Genomic DNA, 25,508 nt, shown 5'->3' on the forward strand with positions numbered 1-25,508 from the left:
ATATCAATTGGATTCTATCAGCGTATTTGCACCAGCCACCGTGGCCAATGTAGCTTGCGGTTTTGACATTTTCGGCCTTGCAGTTGACAATCCTGGCGACGAAGTAATTGTAAAAAAAAGAAATGATGATAAAATAGTGATTGAGAAAATCACAGGAGATGAAGGCAAACTTACATTAGATCCAGCTAAGAATACTGTCTCAGTTCCGATTATAAAGTATCTTTCTCAAATAGATTCCAAACAGGGATTTGATATCATTCTTAATAAAAAAATGCCTCTCGGAAGCGGACTTGGAAGCAGTTCGGCCTCTTCAGTGGCTGGGGTTTTTGCAGTAAATAAACTTTTGAATTCACCGCTAGAAACCAAAGAATTGTTGCCTTTTGCCATGGAAGGTGAAAGAATCGCTTGTGGCTCAGCTCATGCAGACAATGTAGCACCTGCCCTTCTAGGTGGTTTTGTTGTAATTAGGTCTTACGCTCCTCTAGATTTTTTTCAAATACCAACGCCAGAAAATCTTTTTGTAACCATCGTACACCCTGATATTGAGGTAAATACCAAAGACGCACGTCATATCCTCAAAAACGAGGTCTCAATGAAAAAGGCAATATCTCAAATGGGAAATGTGGGAGGTATGATAGCAGGTTTAATGAGTTCAAATTACGCTTTAATTGGTCGCTCGATGGTTGACTTTATCATAGAACCCATCCGTTCTATTCTAATTCCACAATTTTTTGAAGTAAAAATGGCAGCAATTGATGCAGGAGCTTTGGGTTGTAGTATTTCTGGTGCTGGTCCCTCAATTTTTGCTTTTTCCGAGGGGAAAGAAATTGCTCTGAAAGTAGAAAAAGCCATGAAATATGAGTTTGAAAAAGTGGGGATACACACAAATTCTTATGTATCAGCCATAAACAATGTTGGCCCGAAAATTTTAGACTAATAATGTTGGAAAAAATTTACAATAACATTTCCAACAATTTAAAAATCAGAACTTAGGTCATCCTTCTAAATTTCTTTTATATTTTTATGGAAAGTTTATTCAAACCATAAAATGAAAAGAAAAATAATTTGTAAAGCGATACTTTGTATTGCCATAATCGGCTGTGTTTACCATTCGACTGTTGGCCAAGTCTCTTCAAATAAGGTACTTGTTTTTTCTAAAACCAAAGGATTCAAACACTCTTGTATTCCATTTAGTATAAAAGCTATTCAAAAGTTAGGAATAGAAAACAGTTTTTCTGTTGATACCACCACAAACTCCAGCTTTTTTCAAGATCAAAATCTGAAAAATTATCAGGCTATAATTTTCAATAACACCACTGGCGATGTTTTAAACAATGCCCAACAAGCTGCTATGGAGAGGTACATTCAAGCTGGCGGCGGTTTTGTCGGAATTCACTCTGCAGCAGATACGGAATACGAATGGCCATGGTATAATGAACTACTCGGAGCTTATTTCGAAAGCCATCCGAGCAATTCTAATATCAGAAATGCCAATGTGGAAGTCACAGACAGAACGCATATTTCCACAAAACACCTTCCAGAAATTTGGAACAGAACAGATGAATGGTATAATTACAAAAAAATATACCATTACATAAAACCCCTCGCTTACCTCGACGAGTCGACCTATGAAGGTGGAACAAACGGTAATAATCACCCCATATCTTGGTATCATGAATATGACGGTGGCCGTGCTTTTTACTCAGGTGGCGGCCATACAGACGAAAGTTATTCCGAGGCAAACTTCCTCCAGCATTTGTTGGGTGGAATAAATTATGCAATGGGTACAAATGCGAAATTGGATTATTCGAAATCTTACGCAAAAGAACTTCCTGAAGAAAACAGATTTGAAAAAACTGTTTTAGTGAACGACTTAAATAACCCTATGGAATTGGCGGTAGCACCGGATGGAAGAGTGTTTTTTACAGAATTAGCCGGAAATCTAACTGTTTTTGATACCAAAACAAATAAAAGCAAACTCATTCATAGATTTCCTTTAACTATGAAAGGTGGAACAGGGCTAATAGGAATCACACTTGACCCTGATTTTGAAAACAATGGTTGGGTTTATCTTTATTACTCGCCACCCATTGAGGGCGAACCAATTATCTTTAATTTATCAAGGTTTACCATCTCAAAAACCAATGTGATAGACCTAAATTCAGAGAAAATATTATTAAAAGTACCTGTTCAAATCAATAGTGGCTCACATCACGGCGGTTCCTTGGCATTTGATAAAGATAAAAACCTTGTTCTTTCTACTGGAGATGGTACAACGCCCTTTCCTTCTGATGGTTACGCACCTATTGACGAGCGAAGTGGCGAAAAATATTATCCGATGGATGCCCAAAGATCAGCTGCAAACACCAACGATTATAAGGGTAAAATACTGAAAATTCATCCTGAAAAAGACGGCACTTATACTATTCCTGAAGGAAATATGTTTAGCCGAGGCATTGATAAAACTCTTCCTGAAATCTTTGCAATGGGTTGTAGAAATCCATACAGAATAGCCATAAATCCAAAAACATCCACCATTTATTGGGGCGAAATTGGCCCAGATGCTGGCGTTGACATCAAAAGAGGACCGAAAGGTTATGATGAGTTTAATCAGGCAAAAAAACCCGGTTTTTATGGCTGGCCGTATTTCGTTGGTAATAACTATGCTTATTCTGAGTGGAATTTTGCCGATTCCACCGCCGGTCCAAATTTTGACCCAAATAACCCAATAAACAACTCACCCAACAACACAGGACTTAAAAACCTACCAAAAGCAACTCCTCCTATGATTTGGTACCCTTACGGAATTTCCGATGAGTTTCCAGAACTCGGACTAGGTGGTAGAAGTGCGATGGCAGGTGAATTTTATACTTTTAATAAATCAAAAGCTTCTCCAAAAGCTATACCAGCTCATTATGATGGTTCATTGTTTGTTTTTGACTGGATGCGAAACTGGGTATTGGCATTGCGTTTTGATGAAAATGAAAACTACCTGAGAAATGAAAAATTCATGCCCAATGCTGGAGATTTTAGAAGACCAATAGACTTAGCATTTTCGGTAGACGGAATAATGTATATGTTAGAGTATGGCTCAGTCTATGGAGCTGACAATGAGGATGCTAGATTGGTAAAAATAGAATACAATTCTGGCAATCGATCACCGAAAATCGATGCCTATTTTGCTAATAATGACGAAATTAAGAAAATAAACGCCCAATCTTTCTTGACTTCTGAAAACAGGTCTTTCCCTAAATACAAAGAAATAGCTGGCAAATCACCGCTTAGTTTTAGTGCATTTGCAAGGGCCACAGATCCAGATTTCGATGAAAGACCTGAAATATCCTGGTTATTGAATGGCAAAGAAGTTGGAAAAGGAGGAAAATACGAATCCACTCTTTCTGTGAATGGAACATATACATTAACTGGCATAGCAAAAGATAAGTCTGGCAAAACTTCCGTAGAATCACTTAAAATAATAGTTGGAAATGAAAAGCCTGAAATAGAATTAGTTTCAAACAACAATTCGACTTTTTATTTTGAAGACAAACCTTTTGAATATGAATTAAAATTCAAAAATGGAGACAACAAGGTTTTGAACAAAGAAAAGATAATTACCAAGCTAAATTACATACCTCAACCCTACCGACCGATGGTAGAAACACAAAATACGGCTTTGACCACTGTGGAATCAGGCTCTATTGGCAAAACGCTTTACGATGGTAGCGACTGTAAAGCTTGCCATACCAAAAACCTAAAATCAGTGGGGCCATCGCTTACCCAAATTGCTCAAAAGTATAATGGTAAGGCAGGAAGTGTGGATATGTTGGCAAAGAAAATTATAGATGGCGGCGGTGGAAATTGGGGACAGACACATGTGATGAGTGCCCATCCACAACTAAACATAGCTGATGCTAGAGAAATTGTTCACTATATTTTCGGTTTATCTGATCCCAAAAAAGAATTCAAAGCAATCCCAGTTGCTGGAAAACTGCCTTTGGACAAACATTTGGAAGATAAACCTCGTGGTCATTATAATATTTTGGCAGAATATACAGAGACTGGAAACAAAGGAACTAATATGCAGAAAAACGCTATAACTTTTCCATTGAGACACCATGTACTTCGGGCTATGGATGCCGATATGCATCCTGGATTTGTTTTTGACTGGGGTCAGCTCAGAGAGGGCGGGTCAAAGTCCTATTTGGTTTTCAAAAATATTGACCTAAAGAATATCAAAAACATCAGTTTTGAATATGCATCCAAAGCGTTAGATGGCGAAATCCAAATCAGGAAAAACTCAGCTGCTGGCCCAATAGTAGCAAAAGTGAATTATTCGTCCACTGGCAGTTGGGATAAAATGAACTGGGTAAAAACTAACATTGATTTACCTGAAATTTGCGATTTGTATTTCGTGGCTGTCAAAAAATCAAACCCAACGGATAAAATCATCAAATTTAAATCGATAAAGTTTGAATAAACAGTTATTTCTTAAAACATTAAAAGCCCAAATACATTTGTTTGGGCTTTTTTTGATGCCTACAGAAATCGATTCTAAAAAATGAAACTGGTATATTTGCGTTAGGAAAAATACAAAAATGCTAGCAAAAGAAATAAATGCGATATTCAGGGAATCTATTTTAGATTATCATACGACTGATGATGTGGATGCCGAAATGCCTAAAAAATACCAAGATTCACCGTTTGGCAAGTTACTATATTTAAAAAACTGGATTGATACGGTACAATGGCACCTCGAAGATATCATACGTGACCCAAAGAACGAACCGTCTTTTTTGGTTGCCATTAAACGCAGAATTGATGCTTCAAATCAACACCGAACGGATACAGTGGAACAAATAGATGAGTTATTATCAGAAAATTTCAAAAATGTAAACTCAGAACCTAATGCCAAAATGAATTCTGAAACTCCGGCCTGGCTTTTGGACAGAATGTCGATTTTACAACTAAAAATTTATCATTTCAAGGAGCAATTAGAAAGAAATGATGCCGATGAAACACATATTAACTCAGTAAAATACAAACTCATGATATTAGAAATTCAGGAAAAAGATCTTGAAAAATGCTATGATGAGCTAATTGAAGATTTGGGTGCTGGCCTAAAGTACATGAAGCTTTACAAACAGATGAAAATGTACAACGATCCCAATTTGAACCCCGTATTTTATTCAAAAAAATGAAGAAAGTAATTATTTTTAGGTTTTCAGCGATGGGCGACGTGGCCTTGATACTGCCAGTGGTTTTGAATGCAATAGAACAAAACCCTGACCTAAAAATTACCATTGTTACCCGAGAAAAATTCAAACCTTTTTTTGAAGGATACAGCAATATTGAAGTTTTTACTGCAGATTTAGATAATAAACACAAAGGTCTTTTAGGCCTGTTCAGATTATTTCTTGAATTAAAGAGGCTTTCACCAGAATATGTTTTTGATTTACACCAAAACATCAGAACTCAGGTTTTAAAATTCTTCTTTTTCTTTACAAGAGCAAAAGTATTTGGGTTCGACAAAGGTAGAAATGAGAAGAAAAGGTTAATTAAAAATCAAGAATTTAAGCTGCTCCCCCACGTTACAGAAAGATATTACACAGTTTTTAAAGAAGCTGGGTTAATCGACCAAAATTCAAGAATTGAAAACTTTCCTGAATTCTTTCATATTCCTTTTGAAACGGAAAATAAAATCGAAAATTGGCTAGAGAAATTTAAAAGCCAAAAACTGATTGGAATTGCTCCATTTGCCCAACATAAAGGAAAAATGTGGCCAATTGAAAAATATGAAGCTTTAATACAGCTTATTTTTGAACAATTTCCAACAACTCAAATAATGACGTTCGGAGGCGGAAAACAAGAAAAAGAAATTGTAGATTCACTCAAAAACAGATTTCCACAAATCGAAAACCTTGTAGGCTTATTTTCTATAAAAGAAGAGCTTGCACTTATCAAAAGACTTGATTTGATGATCTGTGGAGATAGCTCAAATATGCACTTTGCAACCCTCTCTAATATACCAGTAATTTCCATTTGGGGAAGTACACACAGCCATGCAGGTTTCGGAGCTTTATTTCAACCTAAAAGTTACACCATTGAGATTAGTAAAGAAGAACTAGCTTGCAGGCCCTGTTCAGTTTACGGAAACAAACCATGCATTAGAAAAGACTACGCTTGTCTAAATTGGATTAGCCCTGAAACGGTCTTCAAAAAAGTAAAAACTATTTTTTGAATTTATCTTTGATAGTTCCTAATATTCCGTTCCATTTTTTCTCCTTTTCGGGTTTTAATTCTGGAAAAACCTCCGTAACAGGCAAATCCAAAATTTCATTAGAAAACTTTGCGAAGTCCATGCCTCCAAAAGTTCCTGAAGACATTAACAATAGATTTGCCTGAAACCAATTTTGAGACTTCAAGAAATCCTCTAATTCTTTGGCATCAGTAAATACCAGCAAATCTTCTCTACCAAAAAATGCCTTGATTTCTTCTTTATCCAAGGACGGCATTTTCTTCATTTCCAAAGTATGCGGTGAGAAGAAAACTATGGCCAAATCTGCATCCGCCAACTTTTGGTCATAATGCGGCAAAAACTCTTTGTTCAAGCTGGAAAACGTATGTAACTCATAACAAGCCACCAATTTTCTTTTTGGATATAATTCTTTTGTGGCATTGGTAGTAGCACCAACCTTCGAAGGTGCATGAGCGAAATCTCTATAAATATGCGTATTGGAATTACTTCCAAGCGTTTCAAGCCTCTTAGACGCCCCTTTGAAAGTTTGAATGGCTTCGTAAAACATTTCTTCTGTGATGCCCAATTTCTCCAAAATCAACTTTGCACCTTGAAGATTTTTCATGTTGTGTTCGCCAAATAACTCTATCTGAAGATCCCCATTTGGAGTTTTCAAGAATACCTTCCCATTTTTAACTTCGTAAGGATGCTTTTTGTAAGGCATTTTCTGAACGTCAGCCCTATCTTTTTCACCTATAACTTTTACTATATCATCGGTCTCGTCAAACAATAGCGTTCCTGCTTTGTCTATTCCATCGGCCAATTCTTCAAAGGCCTTTACGTAACTATCAAAAGTTGGAAAAACATTAAAGTGATCCCAAGCAACGCCACTAATCAACACAATATGAGGGTGGTAAAACAAAAATTTCGATTTCATCTCTATTGCAGATGACAAATACTCGTCCCCTTCAATAATAATTATAGGAGCATCTTCTGTCAATTTCACCATTAAGTCAAAGCCTTCAATTTGAGCTCCCACCAAATAGTCAAAATTCCTTTTGTGAAAAGCCAAAACATGAAGAATAATACTGGTAATTGACGTCTTTCCATGGCTACCTGCAATCACAATTCGTTGTTTTTGAACAGATTGCTCATATACATACTCAGGAAATGAATATACTTTCAATCCTAATTCTGTCGCCCTGAGCAATTCAGGGTTATCCTTTCTTGCATGCATCCCCAATATAATGGCATCCAATTCAGCATTTATTTTATCTGGAAACCAGCCAAATTCTTTGGGCAAAATTCCCACTTTTTCTAGTCTCGATTTAGCGGGTTCGTATATTTCGTCATCCGAACCTGAAACTTGGTATCCTTTTTGGTGTAGAGCTAATGCTAAATTGTGCATAACCGCACCACCAACAGCAATAAAATGTACCTTTTTTGTAGAATTAATCATCTTTTATATAAAAAAACCGAGCGTATGTCGATAAACACTTGAATATGGGCTTTATAAGTAAACCTTATTTGCAAAGTTCTAAAAATTATGTCAATTTTGCACCATATTTTTTTCCTAGTTCAAATATTCAACAATTTTCGTTAGTACAATAAATGAAGAGATACATAGATTTAATTCAGCAGACGTTCGAGTTTCCAACCCGTGAATTTGGCGTAGATGCTAGAAATAATCTCCAGTTCAATAATGTCCCTTTGATGGATGTTATTAAAAAATACGGTACTCCACTCAGGCTATCCTACTTACCTAAAATCAGCGAACATATAGAACATTCCAAGTTGCTTTTTAAAAATGCAATGAAAAAATACAATTACAAAGGAAGTTACACTTATTGTTATTGTACAAAATCTTCTCATTTCAAATTTATAATAGAAACAGCACTTAAGAACAATATTCATCTAGAAACATCATCTGCATTTGATATGCCTTTGGTAAAAACCCTTTTTGATGAAGGAAAAATCACCAAAGAAACCTATATAATATGTAACGGGCACAAAAGGCCAAATTACCTGGAGTATATTTCAGATATGCTAAATGAGGGCTTTGTCAATTGTATACCTGTATTAGACAATTTGGGAGAAATAGACCATTACATTGAGCATGTTACCGCTGAAAATGTTAATATCGGGATAAGGATTGCCACTGATGAGGAACCCACTTTTTCATTTTATACTTCTAGATTAGGGGTTAGATATAAAGATGTGGATGATTTGTACAATGATAAAATTAAACCTAATCCGCATTTTAAGCTAAAAATGCTCCATTTCTTTATCAATTCTGGCATAAAAGATACGGCATACTATTGGTCAGAGTTGACTAGATTCATGTTTAAATATTGTGAGCTAAAGAAACTTTGTCCTGAACTTGATTCTATTGATATTGGTGGTGGAATGCCTATCCAGACTTCCATTGTTTATAATTTTGACTATCAAGCTATGGTGGACGAAATCATAGAAAACGTACAATGGATTTGTCACAAAAACAATGTTCCTGTACCCAATATCTTCACTGAGTTTGGAAGTTATACAGTAGGTGAAAGTGGTGCCATTTTGTACAAAATCATTGACCAAAAACAACAAAACGACAGAGAACTTTGGTACATGATTGACGGCTCTTTCATTACGCAATTGCCTGATTCGTGGGGAATTGGACAAAAATACATTATGCTCCCAATCAACAACTGGGATGCACCATATACAAAAGTAAACTTAGGTGGTTTGACTTGTGATTCTGCTGATTATTATAATACGGAGTCGCACTCAGAAGATCTATACATGCCCATGCTGGACGACAACAATCCTTCCGAGGAACAATACATTGGATTCTTTCATACAGGTGCTTACCAAGAATCTTTGGGCGGCTACGGTGGTATTCAACACTGTTTAATTCCAGCTCCGAAACATGTTCTGATAGACTTGGATGAAAATGGAAACTTGACCACCGAACTTTTTGCCAAAGAGCAAGGGGCAGAATCTATGATGAAAATTCTGGGCTACAGAAGTGAACGCAAAAAAGCGGAGCCTTTAATCGTTCAAGATGAGAATATTAATTTCCAGAAAGAGAAAAAAGATTGAAATTAAAATAAGACCGTAAAAATATCGTTAGACCACTAAAAAAAATCATTGAATGAAATCAAAATTGGCTCTTTTATCCCTTTTTGTACTGATAATGTTTAGTTCTTGCAGGAAAACACCTTGCCCTGCATATGGAAAAGTTAATAAAACGCTTAATAAAACAGAGGTTAAAGCGTAACTTTTCGACAATTGATTTTTAAAAACACCAACAAGGTTTTGTTTATTTTTCAATTCCATTGTTATTTTTTTGGCTTTTTTTTATATTTTTGGGAGCTCTACCAAATTATAAAATGGCGAACATCATCAAACTTAAATCAATTGAGAACCAGGACGGTATTCTTTCTGTTTTCGAACACCTCATGCCTGGACACATAGAAAGGGTGTATTTTATATATGGAGTCCCTGAAAACAAAATTCGTGGGGGACATAGACACCACGAAACCTGGCAAGGACTTATTTGCTTAAACGGATCCTGCAAAGTTTATGTGCAAGACAACTATGATTCTGACCATATCTACGAATTAGATAGTCTTGGAAAATGTTTGCTTCTAAAACCTACAGATTGGCATCAAATGTTTGACTTCTCAGAAGATAGTATTCTACTTGTTTTGGCCAATCAAAATTATGACCCAAGTGACTATATTGATTTAGCCTATAACCCTGAAAATGTGTTCTCTCAAATTATTAGTTCTCAATTCCAATAATAAATGGAGATTCCTTTTTTATCTATAAAAAGCATCAATGAAAAATATGAGAACTCGCTAAAGGCTACTTTTCAAGACTTTCTAAATTCAGGTAATTATATCCTTGGGGAAAGTGTAAAATCCTTTGAAACAAATTTTGCTAAATATTGTGAAGCTAAATACTGTGTGGGAGTTGCAAATGGACTAGATGCTCTAGTTTTGATTTTGAATAGCTTCAATTTCCCAAAGGATGCTGAGATAATTGTACCGGCCAATACATATTTTGCAAGTATTTTGGCAATAAAAATAGCAGGTTTACAACCTATATTGGTAGATCCTAACCTCAATGATTATCTGATTAATTGCGAAAATACTAAAAAAGCAATTAATAAAAATACTGCTGCAATTTTGGCAGTTAACCTGTATGGTCGTATGTGTGATTTCCGAAAAATTACAGACATATGCCAAGAGAATAATCTAAAATTAATAGTAGATGCTGCTCAAAGCCATGGAGCAGAATTTGAAAACAGCAAAGATTGCTTTGGAGCGGATGCAATAGCTTACAGTTTTTATCCCACCAAAAACCTTGGGGCATTATCTGATGCGGGGGCGGTTATAACCAATAATGAAGCTATAGCTACCAATGTTAAAAGAAACAGAAATTACGGATCAGAACTAAAGTATCAATTTGATTCATTGGGCACTAACAGTAGACTTAGTGAACTTCAGGCAGCATTTTTAGATATTAAATTAAAACATTTGGATCTAGAAATTAGAAGAAGACGTGAAATTGCTGGAAGATATTTATCAGAAATAAAAAATAAGAAGTTGATTTTGCCTCCTTCCGACAAAACAAACCAAGATGCGTGGCATTTATTTGTAGTTCGAACAGACAAAAGAGATTCCTTCAAAAAGTTTCTTTCGGATAAGCAAATTGGTTTTGACATACACTATCCCATTCCACCGCATAAACAAAAAGCTCTTGCAGAGTTTGAGAAATTAGAATTACCGATTACTGAGACTATTCATCAAACCATATTAAGCTTACCTTTGAATTCTACCTTAAAAGAAGAAGAGGTTGATTATATAATTAAATCATTAAATTCATATTAAAATGAGAGATTTTTCAGTAGTTATTCCAGTTTACAACGGTGCCAAAACGATTGAACGATTGGTAATAGACATTGAAAGAGAACTCAATTCATATAACTATGAAATAATTTTAGTGAATGATGGATCTAAAGACGAATCCGCTAAGATTTGTTTAAGTCTAAGTCAAGAGAAAGATAATCTCAAGTTTATTAATCTTAGAAAGAATTTCGGAGAATTCAATGCCGTAATTTGTGGTTTAAGTTTTGTGGAAGGAAAATATGGAATCATTATCGATGATGATTTTCAAAATCCTCCATCAGAGATTTTAAAATTGTTTAAGAAAGCAGAAGCAGAAAAATTGGATGTAGTTTACAGTTATTACGACGCTAAAAAACATCACTGGTTTCGAAATTATGGAAGTAGGGCTGTAAATTTCCTTACCACTTATCTACTAAAAAAACCAAAGGATTTGTACTTAAGTAGCTTTAAACTAATCCATAAGGATATTATTGCCGAAATTGTAAAAAGTCGTAGCCCACATCCATATATTGATGGATTAATATTCCAAGTGACCAACAATGTGGGTCGACAAAAAGTATTACACAATAGCAGAGACGAAGGACAATCCAATTATTCTATAAAAAAGCTTATAAGCCTCACTTTGACCATCATTTTTGGTTATTCATTATTGCCCTTGAGACTTACTTTTTTTGCAGGAATACTATCCATTATTTTTGCATTGATTTATATGCTTTTATATGCTTTTTCAGTTATTCCAGAATGGGGTTCTCCAATCGTAATCTTTATGTGTGGCGTACTTATGTGTTCCGTTTCACTTGTTGGAGAATACATTGGCAATACTTTTTTGATGATGAGCGGAAAGCCACCATATATTATAGAATCAGTCAACAAAAAGAATACTAAGCCAGATTAAGGGATTCTCTAATTCTCTTAATAGCCTTTTCTAAATTCGCCTTTTGTGTTGCAAAGTTGAGTCGAAAATATCCTTTCCCACCAAATATGGAGGCATCTTGAACTCCAACACCATATTTTTCTAGATGCGTAACAAAATCTGTAATCCCAGTACCTTCATAACTTATCCAAGCCAAATAGGTAGCTTCAAGGGGCTCCATTTTTAGGCCTTCAATTGCGTTTATTTCTTTTAGTAAATAGGCCTGGTTTGCCCTTAAATATTTTAATAGCTCTAATCTCCAAGGTTCTGAATCCTTATAAGCTGCTAAAGCAGCATCCATTGCAAAAGACGATAGCATAGGCATCATGCCGTATTTGGTCTTTTCAAACTTATCTCTAAGAGTTTTGTCAGGGATTATAGCCAATGAGCAGCCCAATCCAGCAATGTTAAAAGTCTTACTAGGAGCCAACAAAGTTATGCTTCTGGCTTCTATTTCTTTGTTGAGTGAGGCGATAGAAATATGCTGTTTGGACTCATCTAAAATCAAATCACAATGTATCTCATCTGAACACAATACCAAATCATTTTCCACACAGAAATTGGCCAATTGTTCTAATTCTTGCTTAGAAAAAACTCTCCCATTTGGATTATGCGGATTACATAACATATACAATTTGGTACTTGGATTAACCGATTTCCTCATTTCCACAAAATCCATTTCCCATCTATCATTTTGCCAAATGAATGGAATATCCTGTAATCGCCGATTACCTATCTCAGCAGATTCCAAAAACGGCCTATAAACTGGTGATGAAGTCATTACAGAAAAATAATCATCAGAAATACACCTAGCGGAAGTGTGCAACCCAGGCACTAAACCTGGAAGCCAAACAATCCAATCCTTCTGAATTTCCCAATTGTGCTTTTCTTTCATTCTTTGCAAAACCACTTCTACTAATTCGTCTGGCGTGCGGCTATAGCCTATTACACCATGTTCAACAATTTTGTTCAGAGCCCTTTTTATTGGTTCAGCAACTTCAAAATCCATATCTGCCACCCATAATGGCAGCACCCCTTCAGGATATTTATCCCATTTATAACTATTGGTATTTTTTCTATCTACTATTTTATCGAAATCCATCTTTATATTATATCGTTGTTCCACCATCCACTTGAAAATTAACCCCCGTTGTGTAAGCCGAAGCGTCTGAAGCCAAGTATAATACCAAGGCCGCAATTTCATCCACACTACCCATTCTAGCAATTGGCAATCGCATAGTAAAATGTTCTAGCATTTTGGGATTCTCCCAAAGTGCCTGACTAAACTTGGTTTTTATTAATCCCGGACTCAAAGCATTTACCCGAATCCCATCTCCCCCCCATTCTTTAGCTAGAACCTTGGTTAGCATATTCAAGGCGGCTTTACTGACACTATACATTCCTAAACCTGGATCGGGAGAACTACCAGCTATACTGCTAATATTGACAATACTTCCAGATCCGTTTTGTTTCATAAAAGGATGTACCAACTTCGCAAATTCAAAAGGAGACTTCACATTGACTTGCATAATCTTATCAAAAGCGTCGCCACTGCAATCCAATGACGGCCCAAAAACTGGGTTTGTTGCTGCATTATTTACCAAAATATCTACTTTTCCAAAAGTCTTTATCGTTTTTGAAAGCAGTTCATTAAGCTGATTAATATCTGCTGCATGTGCAGCAATTGGCAAAACTTCCACGCCATGTTCTTTCTTAATTTCTTCTGCCAAAATGTCTAAGTCGGCTTGTTTTCTACTGCTAATGACCACTTTGGCCCCATATTGAGCAAAAACCCTGGCTATGGCCTCTCCTATTCCTTTGCTGGCACCAGTTATGATCGCCACTTTGTCTTCGAGTGAAAATATATCTTTTTTCATAACTTATTGAGCTGTCAGACCTCCGTCTATGGTTAAACATTGACCCGTAATAAAGCTGGCATTTGAAGAAGCCAAGTAAAAAATGCCTGCTGCTATTTCTTCAGCCTCTCCAAACCGTTTCATGGGCGTAGAATATTTCAAACCATTTATATAGTCTATTTCAAGATGAGCATTCTCTACCATCGAAGTATCTGTGAAACCAGGGCAAACGGCATTTACCCGAATCCCCACTTTGGCATATTCAAGAGCAAGGGTTTTGGTCATTCCGACAACTGCGTGCTTACTTGCTGAATAAGCTATATGGTTAGACATGCCTACTAATCCGGCTACCGAGGCTACGTTAACTATCGAACTACCTCCTTGCTTTTTTAAATGGGGTAATCCATGTTTGGTCATATAAAAGACACCTTTTACGTTTACATCAATTATAGAATCAAATGCATCTTTGGGATATTCTTCTGTTTTGATTCTTGGGCCTAATATGCCCGCATTATTCACCAGAACATTTATTTCAATATTTAATCTATCAAAATATGAAGCAACTTGTTCGTTATCAGATACATCACAAGAAGCATAATTCAAGACTGAACCCAAGGTTTTAATTTTAAGAGCCAAAGACGGATTAACTTCTGAAGACAAATCGACACCATACACTACATAGCCTTCTTTGGCAAAAACCAATGCCGTCGCATAACCTATTCCTGAGTTTACTCCAGAGATTACAACTTTTTTCTTACTCATTTTTATTTGTTGATTTTATTTCGGCAAATTAACAATTAATATTTTCGAAATATTGGTTTATAAAGCAATTTTAAACAAAAAGCTATATTTTTGTAAAACCAATATGATTCTTAAACATTACAAAAAATGATTGTTACAGAGAAAAAGGCCCCTGGTCAAAAAATTATAAAAAAGATGTCGTTGAGAACCAAGTGGATTCTTACCTCTATACTTAGTTTCAGTATAATTGGTTTAGGACTGAGTTTCTTTGTTTTTTCTTGGAACAGACTCCAAGTTGGATATGATAAGGCAACATGGGGTTTTATGATTCTACTAAGTTTGGCTGTTTTTTACCTAGGTCTAGCATTTTATGGTGATGCAATCATGTATCGAACAGAAATTAGATCAAGGAAAATATGGAAACAAAAACAGAAGGAATTGAAGAAGAAGAGATTCGTAAATAAAGGAACTGATAAATTAAATATACAAAAAAGCCCTCAATCATGAGGGCTTTTCTTATTTTGACGATTCTGCTTTTAGAACCTCGATATCAACTTTCTTGATGTTAGGTCTAAGGGTAAGTCTTTTTACAGATGCAACTTTATTATTAGATATAGCTCTATTTTTACGACTTTTTCTTTTTAACTGAGTAACTCCCATTGCTAAAATATGTTTAATGATTCTTTATTGCTTTAAACGAGGTGCAAAGGTAAGAAATTTATCATTTAAATTAATACTTTCTCAAAAAATAAATTATCAAAACTTTTATTTCACCTTTCGTACCATTTTCAGGATAATTCCGAAATAGAGAAGGTATTTTCGTGCTTAATCTTTATTTTTGCAAAAATATTAATCGTCAAAAATACAATATGTCGAAACCGAGCTTAGCTAGAGGAACAAGAGACTTCGGCCCGGAAATAATGGTTAAAAGAACCTTCATTTTTGACCAAATCAAAAAAGTATATCAGAAATACGGGTTTCTACCTTTAGAAACCCCAGCCATAGAGAATCTTTCAGTTTTGATGGGTAAATATGGAGATGAAGGCGATCAGTTATTATTCAAAATTCTCAATTCAGGAGATTTTGCTGGCGGGCTTACACAAGATGACCTAGAAAAAGGCTCAAAAGAAATGCTCAAAAAAGTATCTGAAAAAGGCCTCAAATATGATTTGACAGTGCCTTTTGCAAGATACGTGGTAATGAATCGTCACCAATTGGCCATGCCATTTAAGCGTTTTCAGATACAACCCGTATGGAGAGCCGACAGGCCACAAAAAGGAAGGTATAGAGAATTTTATCAGTGTGATGCCGATGTTGTAGGTACAGAATCCCTCATTTGTGAAGCCGAAATCGTAACTATGTTGCATGAAATCTTCGAAAACTTAGGCGTTTCTGAATTTGTCATAAAAATAAATAACAGAAAAATCCTGAGTGGAATAACGGAAATCATTGGTGCAAAAGGCAAAGAGGTTGACCTTTGTGTAGCCATAGACAAGTTAGACAAAATAGGAAAAGAAAAAGTAGAGGAAGAACTACTTCAAAGAGGTTTCAACGAAGAAAATATCTCCAAACTTCAGACACTTTTTAGTTTGCCAATCAGTCAAACTGAAATGTTTACCACCCTCAAAAACTGGCTTCAAAAGTCCGAAATTGGAATTTTGGGTGTACAAGAATTAGAGGAGATTTGGATTTTGGTGGATAAAATGCAATTGATGAATCCAAAAATAGCCTTTGACCCTTCATTGGCAAGGGGGTTAAGTTATTATACTGGAGCTATTTTCGAAGTAAAAGCTCTTAATGTCAGTATAGGAAGTATTTCAGGAGGTGGTAGATACGATAACCTTACGGGCACTTTTGGCATGCCGGGTCTTTCCGGTGTCGGTATATCGTTAGGCGTGGACAGAATATATGATGTAATGGAAGAGCTTGGAATATTTCCTGAGCAATTGCAACTTTCATCCACCAAAGTTATGGTCACAAATTTTGGTGAAGAAACCTTAGCTAAAAGTTTAGAAACGGTTGCCGTGCTTAGGCAGAAGGGAATAAATTCTGAGATTTTCCCTGAAGACGCTAAGATAAAAAAGCAGTTTGAATACGCAGATAAAAAGAAAATCCCTTTTGTAGTTATTCTCGGAACCGACGAAATTGTGAAAGAAATATATTTAGTAAAAAACATGAAAACAGGTGAGCAAAAAGCACTCACTTTGAACCAATTAATTGAATCTCTCAATGTTTAAGAACAAAAAAGTATTAGCCTACCTATTAGTAATAGTATCTACCTTAGCAGCCACCATGGCATTCTATTTTTGGCAAGTAGCCTACAGTCCGAACCTCAATGTAGAAGGAAAGGAAAAATTCGTTTTGTATGTGCCTAAAAACGCTACTTATGAGAGTTTGATGGATACCTTGCACAAACACAAAATCATTAATGACGAAGTTTCTTTTGGTTTTATGACCAAGAGAATGGGTTTGAAAGAGAGCATAAAGCCAGGAAGATACGAAATCAAGCCAAATGCTGCCAATAAAGAGATCATTTCGAAAATCAGAAGTGGAAATCAAGATCCTGTCAAGCTTACTTTTAACAATGTTAGAACCAAAGAGGATTTGATAAAAAAAATCGGCACTAAACTAGATTTTGATTCTAATGTGCTTTTGGAAAAAATGAAAAATGAAGAAGCTTGTGCAAAATATGGATTTACAAGCGAAACCATCATGTGTATGTTTTTGCCTGACACATACTTTATCTATTGGAATAGTAGCGTGGAGGACTTCATGGATAGAATGAAAACCGAATACGAGAAATTTTGGAACGATAAAAGATTGGCACAAGCAAAGGTTATAAATATGACACCGATACAAGTTGGAGTTATGGCATCGATTGTTCAAAGTGAAACCAACAAACCTGACGAAATGCCAAGGGTAGCGGGTGTTTATGTAAACAGAATTGCCACCGACATGCCCCTTCAAGCCGATCCAACAGTGAAATTTGCGGTAGGTGATTTCAGCCTTAAGAGGATTTTGACTAAACATTTAATGACCCCTTCTCCATACAATACTTACATCAATACAGGATTGCCTCCAGGACCCATCGCTTTGCCTGAGCGAGTGGCTCTTGATGCAGTTTTGGGTTATGAAAAGCATAATTATACCTATTTCTGTGCCAAAGAAGATTTCTCAGGCTATCATAATTTTGCTGCCACTTACACTGAACACTTAAAAAATGCCGATATTTACCAAGCAGCACTAGATGCAAGAGGTATTAAATAAACAATTATGTACAGTTTTGAGTCTAACTATAGAGTAAGATATGCTGACGTTGATCAAATGGGTTATATGTACTATGGCAATTATGCCAAGCTATTTGAAATTGGTCGTGTAGAAGCTTTGAGAAATTTGGGTGTAAGGTACAAGGACTTAGAGGAAAGTGGAATTTGGATGCCAGTTTATGAAAACAACTCCAAGTATTTGGAGCCAGCCAAATATGATGAGTTGCTTATTATCAGATGTATACTCAAAGAAATGCCAAAAGTAAGGATAGTTTTTAACACAGAAATCATAAACGAAAGTAACAAAATTATACATACAGGATTAACTACCCTAGTATTCATTAAAGCCGATACTCAAAAGATAACTGTCTGTCCACAAGTTATTTTAGACAAACTAAGTCCTTTTTATCAGTAAAATGAATAAGCTAATTGAGAACATAGGAAACTTAATTGCATTGAAACTCAAAAATGTTTACATTTTAAATACCAATGTATCACTTTATGTTTTCCTAAATGTACTTTACAAGAAAATATTAAACGTCGACATTGACCAAAGAGCCGCCGCAGTATCTTTTAGCTTTATGCTGGCCGTTTTTCCAGGCACAATATTTTTATTCACGCTTATACCATATATTCCGATTCAAGATTTAGAGATTTTGATAATGGATTTCCTAAGAAATGTAATGCCCGCGGGATTGTATGAAAGTGTGAGAAATACCATTCAAGAAATCATCAGTCAACCTCGTTTAGATATCCTTTCGTTTGGTTTTCTTTTTGCAATTTTTGCCGCCACCAATGGCATGTCGTCGCTTATGAGGGCATTTAACATGGCATTAAAACAAAGAGATAAACGTAGTTATTTTAAGTCTCGATGGATTGCTTTTTTATTGACTAGCTTACTTATTGTGGTTTTGTTGGCTGCAATTGTGGTGCTTATTGTTGGAAAAATTACCCTAAATTACATCACCAGCAAGAACTTTATAAACCAAAACGTTGACATTTGGGGTATAAATATTTTTGGTTATGCTTTTATATTTGTCATATTCTTTATTGGAATATCTTGTATCTATTATTTCGCTCCAGCAATCCACAAAAAGCTCAAATTCTTTAACTTTGGTGCATTATTCGCATCTATTTTAAGCATTTTGGCAACTAATTTATTCTCTTTTTACTTAGAAAATTTTGGCTCCTATAATAGGCTTTATGGCTCGATTGGTACGCTTATAGCCATCATGGTGTGGATATATCTCATTGCACTTATCCTGATTTTAGGATTTGAACTTAATATAAGTTTTCAAAGTGCAACGTACCGATCAAAAGAAAAAACACCGTAGCAATCTCGTGCCGACGGTGTTTACAATAAACCTTAACCCATAAAAAAATCTTTGTTGTGTAATAGTTGTTTTTCAAGTTTTATGCCACAAAATTCTGTAAAATTGAAATCTTATTTTACGGATACAGTGTCGCTAACCAAACTGCTTGATATGCTCACTGCCAGCATTTTTAGATATTTGTTTTTAGAATCTTAGTATAAAGCCTTAAATTAGATTTTATTTCAATAATCAAACCCTTATAATGAAACATTCTAGAAGAGATTTCTTTAAAAACTATGGAATAGCCGCAGTTTCTGCTCCAATTTTGCTCCAAACTTTAGGGGGCTGTAAGTCTAAATCTGATCAAACAACCACTTCAGAAACAACTGCAAATGCTCCTGCTATAGAAAAATATGGACTGCAACTTTGGACAGTAAAAGAAGATATGGCCAAAGATGCAAAGGCAACACTCAAGGCCATTGCTGACTGTGGATACACCCAGCTAGAAAGTTTTACAGGAGATAAAGGTGTTTTTTGGGGCATGAAACCTGCCGAATTCAAAACTTATGTGGGTGACTTGGGTATGCAATTGGTTAGCAGTCACATAAATCCAGACTTTACTATCAAGAAAGAAACGGAAGAAGAATTCAAAAAATTGGTGGATGATTGTGCTTCGATTGGCATGAGCTACGTTTTAAATCCTTTCCCAGGAGAAATTAAAACTGCTGACGAATGGAAAAAGATAACTGAAGGATTAAACAGACAAGGTGAAATAACCAAAGCCTCTGGCATAAAAATGGGCTACCACAACCACCACATAGAGTTTTTGCCAACTTCGGATGGGAGTTTACCTGAAGAAATCATGCTAAAAGGAACAGATGCTGATTTGGTTAGTTTTGAACTGGATTTGTATTGGGTAGTAAAAGCTGGCCAAGATCCTGAAAAATGGTTAAAAGATTACGCTAACCGTTTTAAATTGGTACATATTAAAGACCTTTACAAGGAAGAAAGACTTAAAGAAATTGAAGCTACTGAGAAAAAAGAAGATCCTTTCTGGCCATTAGGAGCCTCCACTACTTTGGGAAATGGAAGAATAGATTTTAGCAAAGTTTTAAAAACTTGTAAAGAAAAAGGCGTAGAATATTACATTGTTGAGCAAGAAAGATTTGATAATTCTTCACCATTGGAAGACATCAAAAAAGATGCTGAATTTATGAAAAACTTGCAGTTTGCTTAAATAACAGACAATAAACTTAGACATAAAATCCATAAAGTTTAAATTGAACATTATCTAAAGGAAATGGATTTAAAGTTTAATCTTTATAGGATTCAATTTCGGAATCTCCGGCAAAAACACCTTACGCTTTTTCTCAAAATATGACCCTAAAATGAAAAAAATCTTAACCAATCTAACTTTCTGGGTGCTGACTGCAATTACCGCAGGGGCATTTTTAGGGCATTTTGCACCTGACCGGGCCGTAGAGTTCAAATGGCTAGGCACAAGATTTATAGATATTGTAAAACTCTTTATTAACCCAATCATTTTCCTGACCATATCATTGGGAATAAGCGGTATGGGCGACCTCAAAAAAGTTGGAAAGGTTGGTTTAAAGGCACTTATCTATTTTGAGATTGTAACCACCTTCGCGTTATTGGTCGGTATAATTGTAGCCAACATCATACAACCAGGAGCGGGAGTAACTACTGGAAATTTGGATGGAGCCGATTTATCCGAATACACCAAAAAGTCAGCGGAATTCAGTTGGTTAAAATTCCTAAAAGATAATCTTACCATTCAAGTTTTGATTTTCTCTATCGTATTTGGGGTTGTTTTGAGCAAACTGAAGCAAAAAGTTATAGTCACAACATTTTTGAATAAAATTTCTAAATATGTATTCAAAGCATTGCATTGGGTAATGTTTTTTGCTCCATTGGGTGCGTTTGGCGGAATGGCCTTCACCATAGGCAAATATGGCATAAAAACCTTGTTTCCATTGGGCAAACTTATGCTATCCGTTTATGCAACCATGGCTATATTTGTATTCGTAGTACTTTATTTTATCCTTAAATATTACAAAATAAGTATATGGAAATTCTTGAAATATATCCGTGAAGAATTGCTGATCGTTTTAGGCACTTCCTCTTCTGAGGCGGCATTGCCGTCTTTAATGGAAAAACTCGAAAGAATGGGTTGCTCTAAATCAGTTGTAGGTTTGGTCGTGCCTGCTGGTTACTCGTTTAATTTGGACGGCACCACCATATATTTGTCCATGGCTACCATATTTCTCGCCCAGGTATTTGGTGTTCATCTTACATTTGAACAGATTTTAACCATCATAGGCATTTTAATGATCACTTCAAAAGGTGCCGCTGGCGTTACCGGAAGCGGATTTGTCGTATTAGCCTCCACATTATCTGCGGTGGAAGTTATACCCATAGAAGGCTTAGCTTTGTTACTTGGTGTAGACAGATTTATGTCAGAAGCAAGAGCTATAACAAATTTTATTGGTAATGGCGTGGCTACGATATGGATTTCGAGAAACGAAAATGAATTGGACATGAAAAAACTTCATTATGCACTTAATCATGTGGAGGATACCGAAGACATATTAAAAGATAATTTTAGCTAAAAACATGAAACGTTCACAGAAATTTCTTCTCTCCCTTATTATACTTGGAGGCATCATTTATTTTATTGTCCAAACTACCATCAAAGCAGGTGTTTTTAATAGCATTACGGATATTGGTGATTACCGTTTAAATTCGCTTCCAAGCATGCCTGGAGTGGAAGATATCACCATTGACCAGCAAACCAATATAGCTTATTTGAGTGCTCATGACCGTAGAAACCCAAAAAGCACAGGTGCCATATTTACTCTAAATTTGAATGATTCTTCTAAAACCTTAATTAATCTGACTGATCGTTTTAAAATTCGGGAATTTCGCCCACATGGAATTTCTTTGTTGAGCATAAAAGACAAGAAATTCTTATTTGTTATTTCTCACAAAGACAACAAAAATGATATTCTGAAATTCCAGATTTTGGGTGATAGTTTAAGCTATTTGAGCAAGTACTCCAGCACTGACTTCGTGTCTCCAAATGACATTTTGGCGGTAGCCGAAAACCAGTTTTTTGTAACCAACGACCACAGCAATCGCTCCAAATGGAAAGTAATGTTTTCCGATTTTTTGAGAATACCAACTGGCAATGTTGTTTTTTATGATGGGAAAATTTCTAAGATTGTTAGCGAAAAAATCACCTATCCCAACGGAATTGCACTATCGGATGATGGTAGCAAAATTTACGTGGCTACTACATTAGAAAAAGCCATTCATGTTTTTGAACCTCAAACGCAAACCAATTTACTTAAATCAGTAGATTATTTTTCAACAACTTATGCTCCGGACAATATAGAAATAAATAAAAATGGAAACATGATCGTAGGTTGTCATCCAAAGCTTTTTGCTTTTATGGCCCATAAAAAAGACGCTAAGAAAATTTCTCCATCAGCAATTATAGAAATCAATAAAGACAATTTTGAAATACAAAACACACTTTATCTCAATGACGGTCAGCAAATTTCTGGCTCCAGTGTCGGAGCACCATTTTATTCAAAGAATGGCAAGCAAAATCTTTTAATTGGAGGTGTATTTGACCCAAAAGTAATTTTGTTAGAAAAAAAATAAACAAGAATAATATTTGGCAAAAACTAACTGTTCAAAACATATCCAGATAAATATTACCAGAACACAAACTATCCATAGTAATTAAATCACAAAACCAAATATTATTCTGCTCAATTCCACTTTTCGTCCTATATTTTTAATCAAAACATAGATACATTTCGCTATTTGATGCTTAGTTTAGCATTCGAAAACTGAATTTATTTTTATATGAACAACGACAAAACGCTTAACGAAGAAGCTCTTGAATATCATGCCAAAGGCAGGCCTGGCAAAATAGAAGTAGTGCCTACAAAAGAATACGCCAACCAAAGAGATTTATCTTTGGCTTACTCTCCTGGTGTGGCAGAGCCATGTTTGGCCATTCAAGCCAATCCCGAGGATGCATACAAATATACCGCCAAAGGGAATCTTGTTGCTGTAATCAGTAATGGAACAGCCGTTTTAGGCCTAGGTGACATAGGTGCAATGGCTGGTAAACCAGTTATGGAAGGCAAGGGTTTGCTATTTAAAATTTATGCCGACATTGATGTTTTTGATATAGAACTCAACACGAAAGACGTCGACGAATTCGTTCGAACAGTCAAAATAATGGAACCTACTTTTGGTGGGGTAAATTTAGAGGACATTTCAGCACCTGAATGTTTTGAAATAGAAGAAAGACTCAAAAAAGAGTTGAATATTCCTGTAATGCACGACGACCAACACGGAACAGCCATTATTTCGTCGGCTTCCTTACTCAATGCCCTCGAATTGGTAGAAAAAGACATCGCCAAAGCCAAAATTATCATCAATGGTGCGGGTGCTTCAGCCATTTCTTGCACAAGGCTTTATAATGCTTTGGGTGCCAAAAAAGAAAATATCTTCATGTTTGATTCTAAAGGACTTATACATCCCGACAGAACAAACCTAGACGGCAAAAAGATTGAATTCGCCAACAATAACATGCCGATCGAAACCACACTCACACAAGCAATCAATGGAGCCGATGTGTTTGTTGGACTTTCAAAAGGCAATATATTATCTAAAGAAATGGTGAAAACCATGGCAAAAGATTGTATAGTTTTTGCATTGGCCAATCCAACACCAGAAATTTCTTATGATGACGCCATGGATGCTCGTGAAGATATTATTGTAGCCACGGGCCGTTCGGACTATCCCAACCAAGTGAATAACGTTTTGGGCTTCCCATACATTTTTAGAGGAGCCTTAGACGTAAGAGCAAGCGAAATAAATGAGGAAATGAAGTTGGCCGCAGTAAGAGCTTTGGCCGCTTTGGCAAAAAAACCTGTGCCCGATATCGTAAATATGGCGTATAGTGAAGCTAACTTAAGTTTTGGCAGAAACTACATTATTCCAAAACCAGTTGACCCGCGATTGCTAACCTCTGTGGCTCCCGCTGTGGCCAAAGCCGCCATGGAAACAGGAGTGGCCAAATTTGCTATTACCGATTGGGATGCCTACGAAAACCAACTTTCTAAAAGACTTGGATTGGACAATACCCTCACGAAGGCCATCATGACCAAAGCCAAAAAGAACCCGAAAAGAGTAGTATATGCTGATGCAGAAAACCTTACTGTACTCAAGGCCATTCAGCAGGTGATTCAAGAAAAGATAGCCTATCCGATACTTTTGGGCAATAGAAAGCTGATAATGAGTATTTTAGAAGAAAATAACATTTCTCTTCCAGAAGACATCGATATCATAGATCCTAAAGAGAGCAAAAACGAGTCAGAGAAAATTAGATTGGCAGAATTTGCAGACTTGTTTTTTGATAAACGAAAAAGAAAAGGGTTGACCAAACCTGACGCCATGAATTTTGTTACCCGTAGAAGTTATTATGCCTCACTGATGGTGGAAACTGGCCTGGCAGATACTATGATAGGTGGTCTTACTAGAAACTATCCAGATACCATTCGTCCTGCTCTTCAGATTATAGGACCAGAAAAAGGTGTGAAGAAGATATCTAGTATGTATATTTTGATGACGAAAAAAGGGCCATTATTCTTAGCAGATGCTACCATCAATTTTGACCCGACTACTGACGAATTGGTAGAAATTACTGAACTTGCTGCAAAAGAAGTAGAGAAATTCAATATTAAGCCAAGAATTGCTTTGGTTACGTATTCCAATTTTGGCTCTGTGCCAGAAGGCCCCGCTCCTATCAAGATGCGTAAGGCAGTTGAGATTTTGAAGCAGAAACACCCAGGAATGGTAGTAGATGGCGAAATGCAAGCTCACTTGGCGTTTGACACAGAACTGCTAAAAGAAAACCATCCATTCTCAGACTTGGCAGATGGCCCAGCCAATACCTTGATATTCCCAAATCTTTCTTCGGCCAACATTGCCTACAACCTACTAAAAGAAGTAGCAGGAATAGAGAAAATTGGACCACTCTTGATGGGACTCAAAAAGCCTGTGCAAGTATTACAATTAGGTGCTTCAGTTAGGGAAATTGTGAACCAAACGGCCATTTCGGTGGTTGATGCTGTGAAAAAATAAATTTCTTTTTGATTTATATTTAATGACAGTTTCCATTTGGGAGGCTGTCATTTTTTTTGTTTTTTGGTACTTGTTAACAAGTGGACTTTATGGA

22 protein-coding genes are annotated in these 25,508 nt (G+C 36.0%); 17 read left to right on the top strand and 5 right to left on the bottom strand.

Annotated features, from left to right (window positions below; translation table 11 throughout):
- Positions 1-7: 7 nt before the first annotated feature.
- The 4 genes from EGI24_RS13080 (at position 8) to EGI24_RS13095 (ending at position 6,238) form a co-directional block, all read left to right on the top strand.
- Positions 8-937 (top strand): homoserine kinase, encoded by a 930-nt coding sequence (locus EGI24_RS13080; RefSeq protein WP_255048873.1) that lies wholly within the window; start codon positions 8-10, stop codon positions 935-937.
- A 111-nt stretch (positions 938-1,048) separates the two neighbouring features.
- Positions 1,049-4,477 (top strand): ThuA domain-containing protein, encoded by a 3,429-nt coding sequence (locus tag EGI24_RS13085; protein WP_255048875.1) that lies wholly within the window; start codon positions 1,049-1,051, stop codon positions 4,475-4,477.
- A 118-nt stretch (positions 4,478-4,595) separates the two neighbouring features.
- Positions 4,596-5,198, top strand: a complete 603-nt coding sequence (locus EGI24_RS13090) for a DUF4254 domain-containing protein (protein WP_255048876.1) — start codon at positions 4,596-4,598, stop codon at positions 5,196-5,198.
- Complete coding sequence (locus EGI24_RS13095; protein WP_255048877.1) at positions 5,195-6,238, top strand: glycosyltransferase family 9 protein; 1,044 nt, start codon at positions 5,195-5,197, stop codon at positions 6,236-6,238. The genes EGI24_RS13090 and EGI24_RS13095 overlap by 4 nt, the downstream gene beginning before the upstream one ends.
- On the opposite strand, the gene murC is transcribed toward EGI24_RS13095, so the two are convergent.
- Positions 6,228-7,694, bottom strand: coding sequence for a UDP-N-acetylmuramate--L-alanine ligase (gene murC / locus EGI24_RS13100; RefSeq protein WP_255048878.1), 1,467 nt, complete (start codon positions 7,692-7,694; stop codon positions 6,228-6,230). The genes EGI24_RS13095 and murC overlap by 11 nt on opposite strands.
- A 152-nt stretch (positions 7,695-7,846) precedes the next feature.
- Between murC and EGI24_RS13105 the strand changes: the two genes are divergently transcribed.
- Positions 7,847-9,325, top strand: a complete 1,479-nt coding sequence (locus tag EGI24_RS13105) for an arginine decarboxylase (RefSeq protein ID WP_255048879.1) — start codon at positions 7,847-7,849, stop codon at positions 9,323-9,325.
- 45 nt (positions 9,326-9,370) lie between these two features.
- Here the strand turns inward: EGI24_RS13105 and EGI24_RS13110 are convergent, their stop codons facing one another.
- Positions 9,371-9,562, bottom strand: coding sequence for a hypothetical protein (locus EGI24_RS13110; protein ID WP_255048880.1), 192 nt, complete (start codon positions 9,560-9,562; stop codon positions 9,371-9,373).
- A gap of 53 nt (positions 9,563-9,615) precedes the next feature.
- On the opposite strand from EGI24_RS13110, the gene EGI24_RS13115 reads away from it, so the two are divergent.
- From EGI24_RS13115 to EGI24_RS13125, 3 genes are read left to right on the top strand one after another with little or no spacing between them, the layout of a single operon-like run.
- Complete coding sequence (locus tag EGI24_RS13115) at positions 9,616-10,029, top strand: FdtA/QdtA family cupin domain-containing protein (protein ID WP_255048881.1); 414 nt, start codon at positions 9,616-9,618, stop codon at positions 10,027-10,029.
- Positions 10,030-10,032: 3 nt separating this feature from the next.
- Positions 10,033-11,121, top strand: coding sequence for a DegT/DnrJ/EryC1/StrS aminotransferase family protein (locus tag EGI24_RS13120; RefSeq protein ID WP_255048882.1), 1,089 nt, complete (start codon positions 10,033-10,035; stop codon positions 11,119-11,121).
- Between the two features lies 1 nt (position 11,122).
- On the top strand, positions 11,123-12,034 hold the full coding sequence (locus tag EGI24_RS13125) for a glycosyltransferase family 2 protein (RefSeq protein WP_255048883.1): 912 nt from the start codon (positions 11,123-11,125) through the stop codon (positions 12,032-12,034).
- Here EGI24_RS13125 and EGI24_RS13130 read toward each other — a convergent pair.
- From EGI24_RS13130 to EGI24_RS13140, 3 genes are read right to left on the bottom strand one after another with little or no spacing between them, the layout of a single operon-like run.
- On the bottom strand, positions 12,021-13,154 hold the full coding sequence (locus EGI24_RS13130) for a MalY/PatB family protein (protein ID WP_255048884.1): 1,134 nt from the start codon (positions 13,152-13,154) through the stop codon (positions 12,021-12,023). The genes EGI24_RS13125 and EGI24_RS13130 overlap by 14 nt on opposite strands.
- Before the next feature lie 7 nt (positions 13,155-13,161).
- Positions 13,162-13,929, bottom strand: a complete 768-nt coding sequence (locus EGI24_RS13135) for an SDR family oxidoreductase (protein WP_255048885.1) — start codon at positions 13,927-13,929, stop codon at positions 13,162-13,164.
- 3 nt (positions 13,930-13,932) lie between these two features.
- Positions 13,933-14,670, bottom strand: coding sequence for an SDR family NAD(P)-dependent oxidoreductase (locus tag EGI24_RS13140; RefSeq protein WP_255048886.1), 738 nt, complete (start codon positions 14,668-14,670; stop codon positions 13,933-13,935).
- A gap of 126 nt (positions 14,671-14,796) precedes the next feature.
- Between EGI24_RS13140 and EGI24_RS13145 the strand changes: the two genes are divergently transcribed.
- The 9 genes from EGI24_RS13145 (at position 14,797) to EGI24_RS13185 (ending at position 25,414) form a co-directional block, all read left to right on the top strand.
- Entirely contained in the window at positions 14,797-15,156 is a 360-nt protein-coding gene (locus EGI24_RS13145) for a hypothetical protein (RefSeq protein WP_255048887.1), read from the top strand.
- A gap of 362 nt (positions 15,157-15,518) precedes the next feature.
- Positions 15,519-16,886 (top strand): histidine--tRNA ligase, encoded by a 1,368-nt coding sequence (gene hisS, locus EGI24_RS13150; protein WP_255048888.1) that lies wholly within the window; start codon positions 15,519-15,521, stop codon positions 16,884-16,886.
- Positions 16,879-17,916: an endolytic transglycosylase MltG gene (gene mltG, locus EGI24_RS13155; RefSeq protein WP_255048889.1), complete on the top strand. Its 1,038-nt coding sequence runs from the start codon at positions 16,879-16,881 to the stop codon at positions 17,914-17,916. The genes hisS and mltG overlap by 8 nt, the downstream gene beginning before the upstream one ends.
- Before the next feature lie 6 nt (positions 17,917-17,922).
- On the top strand, positions 17,923-18,330 hold the full coding sequence (locus EGI24_RS13160; protein ID WP_255048890.1) for a thioesterase family protein: 408 nt from the start codon (positions 17,923-17,925) through the stop codon (positions 18,328-18,330).
- A 1-nt stretch (position 18,331) separates the two neighbouring features.
- Entirely contained in the window at positions 18,332-19,249 is a 918-nt protein-coding gene (locus tag EGI24_RS13165; protein WP_255048892.1) for a YihY/virulence factor BrkB family protein, read from the top strand.
- A 241-nt stretch (positions 19,250-19,490) separates the two neighbouring features.
- Complete coding sequence (locus EGI24_RS13170; RefSeq protein ID WP_255048893.1) at positions 19,491-20,465, top strand: sugar phosphate isomerase/epimerase; 975 nt, start codon at positions 19,491-19,493, stop codon at positions 20,463-20,465.
- A gap of 151 nt (positions 20,466-20,616) precedes the next feature.
- Entirely contained in the window at positions 20,617-21,858 is a 1,242-nt protein-coding gene (dctA, locus tag EGI24_RS13175; RefSeq protein ID WP_255048895.1) for a C4-dicarboxylate transporter DctA, read from the top strand.
- 4 nt (positions 21,859-21,862) lie between these two features.
- Entirely contained in the window at positions 21,863-22,915 is a 1,053-nt protein-coding gene (locus tag EGI24_RS13180) for an SMP-30/gluconolactonase/LRE family protein (protein ID WP_255048896.1), read from the top strand.
- A gap of 207 nt (positions 22,916-23,122) precedes the next feature.
- Entirely contained in the window at positions 23,123-25,414 is a 2,292-nt protein-coding gene (locus EGI24_RS13185) for an NADP-dependent malic enzyme (RefSeq protein ID WP_255048897.1), read from the top strand.
- Positions 25,415-25,508 lie beyond the last annotated feature (94 nt).

The organism is Lacihabitans sp. CS3-21, from assembly GCF_024343675.1.
Classification (GTDB): Bacteria; Bacteroidota; Bacteroidia; order Cytophagales; family Spirosomataceae; genus Leadbetterella.

Coding starts and splice junctions, on each gene's coding strand:
- murC (WP_255048878.1), bottom strand. CDS start 7,694: ATGATTAATTCTACAAAAAAGGTACATTTTATTGCTGTTGGTGGTGCG.
- EGI24_RS13115 (WP_255048881.1), top strand. CDS start 9,616: ATGGCGAACATCATCAAACTTAAATCAATTGAGAACCAGGACGGTATT.
- EGI24_RS13185 (WP_255048897.1), top strand. CDS start 23,123: ATGAACAACGACAAAACGCTTAACGAAGAAGCTCTTGAATATCATGCC.
- mltG (WP_255048889.1), top strand. CDS start 16,879: ATGTTTAAGAACAAAAAAGTATTAGCCTACCTATTAGTAATAGTATCT.
- EGI24_RS13135 (WP_255048885.1), bottom strand. CDS start 13,929: ATGAAAAAAGATATATTTTCACTCGAAGACAAAGTGGCGATCATAACT.
- EGI24_RS13105 (WP_255048879.1), top strand. CDS start 7,847: ATGAAGAGATACATAGATTTAATTCAGCAGACGTTCGAGTTTCCAACC.
- EGI24_RS13145 (WP_255048887.1), top strand. CDS start 14,797: ATGATTGTTACAGAGAAAAAGGCCCCTGGTCAAAAAATTATAAAAAAG.
- EGI24_RS13085 (WP_255048875.1), top strand. CDS start 1,049: ATGAAAAGAAAAATAATTTGTAAAGCGATACTTTGTATTGCCATAATC.
- dctA (WP_255048895.1), top strand. CDS start 20,617: ATGAAAAAAATCTTAACCAATCTAACTTTCTGGGTGCTGACTGCAATT.
- EGI24_RS13180 (WP_255048896.1), top strand. CDS start 21,863: ATGAAACGTTCACAGAAATTTCTTCTCTCCCTTATTATACTTGGAGGC.
- EGI24_RS13125 (WP_255048883.1), top strand. CDS start 11,123: ATGAGAGATTTTTCAGTAGTTATTCCAGTTTACAACGGTGCCAAAACG.
- EGI24_RS13160 (WP_255048890.1), top strand. CDS start 17,923: ATGTACAGTTTTGAGTCTAACTATAGAGTAAGATATGCTGACGTTGAT.
- EGI24_RS13090 (WP_255048876.1), top strand. CDS start 4,596: ATGCTAGCAAAAGAAATAAATGCGATATTCAGGGAATCTATTTTAGAT.
- EGI24_RS13165 (WP_255048892.1), top strand. CDS start 18,332: ATGAATAAGCTAATTGAGAACATAGGAAACTTAATTGCATTGAAACTC.
- EGI24_RS13170 (WP_255048893.1), top strand. CDS start 19,491: ATGAAACATTCTAGAAGAGATTTCTTTAAAAACTATGGAATAGCCGCA.
- EGI24_RS13120 (WP_255048882.1), top strand. CDS start 10,033: ATGGAGATTCCTTTTTTATCTATAAAAAGCATCAATGAAAAATATGAG.
- EGI24_RS13140 (WP_255048886.1), bottom strand. CDS start 14,670: ATGAGTAAGAAAAAAGTTGTAATCTCTGGAGTAAACTCAGGAATAGGT.
- hisS (WP_255048888.1), top strand. CDS start 15,519: ATGTCGAAACCGAGCTTAGCTAGAGGAACAAGAGACTTCGGCCCGGAA.
- EGI24_RS13130 (WP_255048884.1), bottom strand. CDS start 13,154: ATGGATTTCGATAAAATAGTAGATAGAAAAAATACCAATAGTTATAAA.
- EGI24_RS13110 (WP_255048880.1), bottom strand. CDS start 9,562: ATGGAATTGAAAAATAAACAAAACCTTGTTGGTGTTTTTAAAAATCAA.
- EGI24_RS13095 (WP_255048877.1), top strand. CDS start 5,195: ATGAAGAAAGTAATTATTTTTAGGTTTTCAGCGATGGGCGACGTGGCC.